General features: G+C 71.3%; 6 protein-coding genes. 2 read left to right on the top strand and 4 right to left on the bottom strand.

Annotated elements, in window-relative coordinates:
- Positions 1–1,796: tenascin-X (locus tag D7W81_RS39065; RefSeq protein ID WP_120560429.1), on the top strand; the 1,796-nt coding region annotated here is incomplete at its 5' end.
- 16 nt (positions 1,797–1,812) lie between these two features.
- Here D7W81_RS39065 and D7W81_RS42620 read toward each other — a convergent pair.
- Positions 1,813–2,754, bottom strand: coding sequence for a hypothetical protein (locus D7W81_RS42620; RefSeq protein WP_158621775.1), 942 nt, complete (start codon positions 2,752–2,754; stop codon positions 1,813–1,815).
- 86 nt (positions 2,755–2,840) lie between these two features.
- On the bottom strand, positions 2,841–3,581 hold the full coding sequence (locus D7W81_RS39055; protein ID WP_120560428.1) for a DUF429 domain-containing protein: 741 nt from the start codon (positions 3,579–3,581) through the stop codon (positions 2,841–2,843).
- Positions 3,582–3,659: 78 nt separating this feature from the next.
- Between D7W81_RS39055 and D7W81_RS39050 the strand changes: the two genes are divergently transcribed.
- On the top strand, positions 3,660–4,679 hold the full coding sequence (locus D7W81_RS39050; RefSeq protein WP_120560427.1) for an aldo/keto reductase: 1,020 nt from the start codon (positions 3,660–3,662) through the stop codon (positions 4,677–4,679).
- A gap of 427 nt (positions 4,680–5,106) precedes the next feature.
- Here D7W81_RS39050 and D7W81_RS39045 read toward each other — a convergent pair whose 3' ends face one another.
- Complete coding sequence (locus tag D7W81_RS39045) at positions 5,107–5,829, bottom strand: head GIN domain-containing protein (protein WP_120560426.1); 723 nt, start codon at positions 5,827–5,829, stop codon at positions 5,107–5,109.
- Between the two features lie 121 nt (positions 5,830–5,950).
- A partial coding sequence (locus D7W81_RS39040; RefSeq protein ID WP_120560425.1) for a PEGA domain-containing protein occupies positions 5,951–6,197 on the bottom strand: 247 nt, incomplete at its 5' end.

Below are 6,197 nucleotides of genomic sequence, written 5' to 3'. Positions count from 1 at the left end.
GGGGAGGGGAGGTGCGGGTGGAGCTGCGCGGCGAGGCGAACCCCGTCCCGGACTGCCCCACGCCGGTGGCGTGCCACGCGGCCACGTTCGACCTGGCCACGGAGACGTGCGTGGAGACCGAGGAGCCGGACGGCACGGCGTGCGACCCGGGCAACGCGTGCATCCAGGGCGCCATGTGCACGGCGGGGCGGTGCCGGGGGACGGAGCGCGTCTGCGACGACGGCAACGCGTGCACCACGGACGTGTGCAACCCGCTGGACGGCTGCACGGCGGTGCCGGCGCCGCCGTGTCCTGGGGACGGCAGGTGCCAGGTGGGCGCGTGCGACCCGAAGGTGGGGTGCACGCTGGCGAAGGCGCCGGACGGCACCTTCTGCGGCCCGGAGCGCGGCTGTGACGCGGCGGACGTATGCCTGGACGGGACGTGCCAGCGCCGCGACCCGCCGGACAACTTCACCTGCGCGCCGGCCAGCCCCTGCCAGGGACCGGGGAAGTGCAGGGGCTCCGTGTGCGAGCGCCCCGCCGCGACGGCGGTGGTGCCGGACTGGACCTACGACGCGTACTCCAACGGCGAGGCGCTGCACGACCTGCTGGTGGGGCCCACGGGGGACGTGACGCTGGTGGGCTTCTTCGTGCCGCCGCTGCTGGACGCGGCGGGCCCGGTGCCGGTGCGCGCGAGCACGTCCGGGCGCCGGTGCATGCTGTGGAACGACCGGCTGTTGTGCATGGACCTGCCGCTGTCCGGGCAGGTGTCGCTGTTGGACCGGGTGACGGGAGCACCGCGGTGGACGTTCGACCTGACGACGGCGCGGCCGGACTTCACGCAGGGGCTGACGACGGTGTTCATGGCGCGGCTGGGGGTGATGCAGCCGGACCGGCTGGCGGCCCTCTTCGAGGCGTACCCGGCGGGCACGTCCCGCGACACGCTGTGCCGGCAGTACTTCCTGGTGGTGCTGGATGCCTTTGGCCGGATGGTGTCCGCGCAGGCGTTGCAGGATCCGCTGCTCGCGGAGTGCAACCACCCGCACCCGTACGGCGTGGCGTCCGACGCGGCGGGCGACCTGTACGTGGCGTTCGGCCAGACGCAGAACGTGGGGGCGCCGCTGTATCCGGGGGCGCCCACGCTGTTGATGGCGTTCTCCCAGGACGGGGTGCCGCGCTGGCGCAAGACGGAGGCCTTCGCGGCGGGGGAGCTCGCCATCGTGAACGGGCTCCTGCTCAACGAACGCTCCACGCAGGCGCTGGGCACGCGGGACGGACAGCCGGTGGGTTCACAGACCTTCCCCCGGAGGCTGGGCCGCGCGCTGGCGACGTCCGCGCACGTCATTCCGTCACCCTCCGAGGACGACACCGCGGGCGCCTGGACGCTGGAGGGCTACGCGCTGCCGGAGCTCACGCCGTCCTGGACGCACGCGTTCCAGGGGTGGCCGGGGCCGGTGGCGCCGGAGGTGCGCCTGGCCCGCTGGACGACGTGGCCCGGTCAGCCGCCGGAGACGGTGGTGCTGGGCACGGGCATGGATGCGCGGGGGCCGGTGCTGTTCGCGGTGAGCGCGAAGGACGGCAGCCAGGTGTTCCAGTGCCAGGTGTCCAACGCGGCCACGCCCGCGCAGTTCCTGGAGCTGGGGCCGGACAGCGTGGTGATGATGGACGGGGCGACGTCGTGCGGCGAGTGCGATCCGCCGTACGCGTACAGCCAGGCGCGCTTCCGGCGCTTCCCCATCCCCGGCCTGAAGCCCGCGGAGGAACCCTGGCCCGGAACGTTCGGCGGGCCAGGGCACGACCATCACGAGGGGCGCTGAGTCCTCGCGACGTGCATCACGGCGTCAGCGCGGTCCAGTCGCTGTTGGGCACGGACACCTGGAGGTTGTACGTGCCGGCGTTCCAGCACAGGCCGTAGGGCCCCAGCTGGCTGCTGTTGCTGGCGGTGAGCGCGGGCCACGCGCTCACGGTGTAGACCTGGATGCCGGAGGCGCGCACGCGCGGGAACGCGGGGCAGCGCTGCGCCACGTCCATCAGGTAGTGCGATTCCCACATCGTCCAGCCCGTGGCGAAGCCGGAGTTGCCGCAGATGGGCGTCAGCTTCTCCTCCCACAGGCCTTGCGTGAAGTTGTAGAGCAGCCCGTGCGCGCAGCCGCTGCCGTCCTTGTAGGCCTCCGTGAAGTAGCGCTCCTCGCCGTCCAGCACGCGCACGTACTTGCCCTTCCACGTCGCATCCATGTTCTCGAAGGTCTGCCAGCCCGTGGCGCCGTCGAAGCCGCAGTGGTCCCAGAAGCCGTGCGCGTGCGCCGTCGTCGCCATGCCCGAATAGCGCCAGTGCGCCGTCACCGTCTCCACGCACACGTTGCCCGCCGGCATGTGCGTGGGCGCATAGATGGTCGTCCCGATGGCGTTGTCCGGGATGACCAGGTCCGTCTGCGCGTCGTTGGCCGCGAAGATGCCCTGGCCCTGGTTCACCCAGAAGCCCCGGTCCCCGGAGCCCGGGAAGATGTCCGGGATGGGGTCGCGAGGACGGGGACGGCTGGAGCGCTCCGGCAGCCGCGCCGCCGCGCCCTTCAACACCTCGTTCGCCTGCGGCTGGGTGTTGGGAAGCGCCCGGCCGTGCACCTTCTCGTCGAAGGGCTCCGGCACCGCCGTCAATTCCTGCCCCTCCGGCACCGGCACGCCGTACGGCAGATGCGGCGTCGCGTCCTCCGCCAGCACCGGCGCGCCCACCAGACCCACCACCACCGTCACGGCCTTCCACGACGTTCCACGCATGGGTGTCCCTCTCCAGTTGGAGTTGAGAGGGATTAAAACAGCTTAACAAGTAAAATAAGCAATAGCTGATTATTGTCCACCGGTGGTCAGCGCTGGCGCGGCGCGGCTTGAACACCCGGGTCCAGGTCCAGGATGCGCCCCTCTCGTAATGTTCCATCCGCGTCCTCGGTGAGGGGCAGGCCCACCGCGGTGACGTCCCCGGGCCTCGTGCGTGTGAGCCATCCCAGCCAGGCGCAGAGCGCGGCATCCAGCTGGTCGTGCGTGCACGTTCCCGTGCCCATGAAGCGCAGGCCGGCGGACTCCAGCAGGGCCTGCCTCCGGGCGCGTCCTTCGGGCGAGGCCTTTGCCCCCAACTTCTCCACAGCCAGCGTGCGCCAGGTGGCGCCGGGGAAGGCCTCGAAGAGGCGCGCTTGGGGCAGCGTGGGTGTGTCCAGGTCCAGCATCGGCACCTTTTGGGAATGGGCTCGCAGCGCGGCGAACAGCAGGACGCTTCCGCGCACGAAGCCCGAGAAGGGCGCACCGGGCACGGGCAGCACGTCCGGAGTGCGGCCCGGGGCGCGCAGCTTCCGCTCCGCGTCCCGCACCCGCGCGCCGGGGTTCGCCAGCGCCTGCGGCCCGTCCACCACCACCACGTCTCCGGGCTGGATGGCGAAGGCCTCCGCGAGCGCATGCGGGTCCAGCCCGTGCCGCGCGTTGGCCTTGGGCCACACGCGCTGGGAGAAGCGCACGCGGCCGTCCCCGTCCACGGTGGCTTCGTCCACGGGGCGGGGGGCGCGGGCGAAGGGGTCCGTCAGGTCCCAGCCCACGAAGCGGAGCGCGTCCGTCATCGCGTGCCTTCCTGCTGCGGGACCGCGCACCGGGCGTTAAGAGGGGCCGCCTTCACTTCCACCCAAGGTGACACGCACATGCATTACCGTCCGCTGGGCCGCACCGGCCTGTTTGTCTCTGAACTGTGTTTCGGCGCCATGACCTTCGGTGGCGAGGGCTACTGGAAGAACATCGGGCAGCAGGGCCAGGCGGAGGCTGACGCGCTGGTGGGCCGGTGCCTGGACGCGGGCATCAACTTCTTCGACACCGCGAACGTGTATTCGTACGGGCAGTCGGAGGAGCTGCTCGGCAAGGCGCTCGCGGCGAAGCGCTCACAGGTGGTGCTGGCCACCAAGGTGCGCGGCCGCATGGGCCCCGGCCAGAACGAGACGGGCCTGTCGCGCTACCACATCTACGACTCCGTGCACGCGAGCTTGAAGCGCCTGGGCACGGACCACATCGACCTCCTGCAGATCCACGGCTACGACGTGGCCACCCCGCTGGAGGAGACGCTGCGCGCGCTGGATGACCTCGTGCGCGAGGGCAAGGTGCGCTACCTGGGCGCGTCCAACCTGGCCGCGTGGCAGCTGATGAAGGCGCTGGGCCTGAGCGACCACCGCGGCCTGTCCCGCTTCGAATCGCTCCAGGCGTACTACTCCATCGCCGGCCGCGACCTGGAGCGCGAGCTGGTGCCGCTGATGAAGGACCAGCAGGTGGGCCTGATGGTGTGGAGCCCGCTCGCGGGCGGCTTCCTGTCCGGCAAGTACCGCCGCGGCGCGGAAGGCCCCGAGGGCGCCCGCCGCACCACCTTCGACTTCCCGCCCGTGGACCGCGAGCGCGCGTACAACGCCATCGACGTGATGGACGCCGTCGCGAAGGAGACGGGCACCAGCGTGGCGCGCGTGGCGCTCGCGTGGCTGCTGCACCAGCCGCACGTCACCACCGTCATCCTGGGCGCCAAGACGCAGGCCCAGCTGGACGACAACCTGGCCGCGACCGAACTCCGCCTCAACCCCGAGCAGCTGGCGAAGCTGGACGCCGTCTCCAAGCTGCCCCCCGAGTACCCCGGCTGGATGGTGGAGCGGCAGAACGCGGACCGCTTCCCCCCGGCCCGCTGAGCCGGTTGCTCACGGAGTCCGATTCACGCGGAGTTTTCCATCATCGCTGGATGAACCCGACCTGCTGCGTTCCAACGACGCACCGTGTGAGCGCGGTGCGTCTGCCCCCACCGTGCGTCAGGGACGGCAGGCGGCCATGACGCGGAATCCCCTGCGAGTCTCGTGGCGAAAGACACAGAGGGTGTTTGGGATTGGGACGGACTTCCAATATCTTGGGGACTGCGAAGCGTTCGGTCACTCGAGCGCGTCCATGAGGCCCACGTGCCTGTCCGGCAGCACACCTGTGCGGTCGGTTTTGACGTGGAAGGACGACGGTCGCCCGGATGACCTTGGAGGTCCGGTGTGCGGCGTCTCTGATGCCTCGTGGGGGGCCTGTCCGGGCCCCGGGTCACTCCCGGGGCCCGGGTAACCTTTCCCGGTGCGGCCGTTAGTTCGACGTGTCCAGGCGTGAGCCGCCGCTGACGTCCAGGTCGGCGTTCTGGGGCCGCTTCGACAGGCGGACGATGCTGCCGCCGGACGCGTCGCCCGTGACGCTATCGGAGGCGTTGGCCTCCACGATGGCGCCGCCGCTGGCCTCCACCTCCAGGGTGCTGACGCCCTGGAGCTGCTGGGCGTGGAGCTGCGAGCCGCCGCTGACCTCGGCATCCAGTTCCCGCGCGCGGCCGCTCATGGTGATTTCGGCGCCGCCGCTGGCCTCGGCGTCCACCTTCTTGGCGTCCACGCCGCGCACGGTGAGCACCGCGCCGCCGCTGGCCTCGGCGTCGAATTCGTCGGACGCGGTGACGTCCGCGGTCATGTGGCCGCCGCCGCTGACCTCCACGTGGTCGATCTGGGGCGAGGACACGATGATCTTCACCCGGCCGTTGAGGCTGCTCCAGCCCTTGCGCTCCACGCGCGTGGTGAGGATGCCGTCCTCGACCTCCAGTTGGATGCGGGAGAGGTTCTCGGAGGAGCCCTCCAGGCGCACGGACTTGGGGCCCACCTTCACCTCCGCGTGCATGCCGTGACCCACGGAGACACCGTGGAAGTCCTTCACCTGGCGCGTCTCGCCCGAACCCTGGGAGGGCTTCGCCGCGTCCTCCGCGTGGGCGGTGCAGGCGGTGGTGGCGAGGCAGCAGGCGGCGAGCAGGGACAGCGAGGGCATCCTCATGGGCGGCTCCGGGCGTGGCGCGAGGACGTAGGAGCACGTCCCGGCGGAATGCTCGGGGTACGCCGGACGCCGGCGGGTGATTGCATGGAGGCGGCGGAACCGGTCCGACAGCCGGACTGGTTCAGGGATTGGCCAGCAGCTCCAGGGGGACCCGGACGGAGGTGGTGTCGTCGGGTTTGATCTCCACCAGGAGCTTCAAGGGGCGGCCGGTGCCGTCCATGAGCTTCAGGGTGTGCCTGCCCACCGGGAGGGCGACCTTGGTGAGCGGGGTTTCGCCCAGGGAACGGCCGCCCAGGGACACGCGGGCGGAGGGTTCGGTGACCAGGGTGAGGAAGCCCTGGGGCGCGGCCGCTTCGGCGGGGGTGTCG

It is taken from the genome of Corallococcus aberystwythensis, from assembly GCF_003612165.1.
In the GTDB taxonomy this organism is placed as follows: Bacteria; Myxococcota; Myxococcia; order Myxococcales; family Myxococcaceae; genus Corallococcus; species Corallococcus aberystwythensis.
The sequence above is the reverse complement of the archived record's forward strand: the minus strand, read 5'-3'. Positions and strand labels throughout refer to the sequence as shown.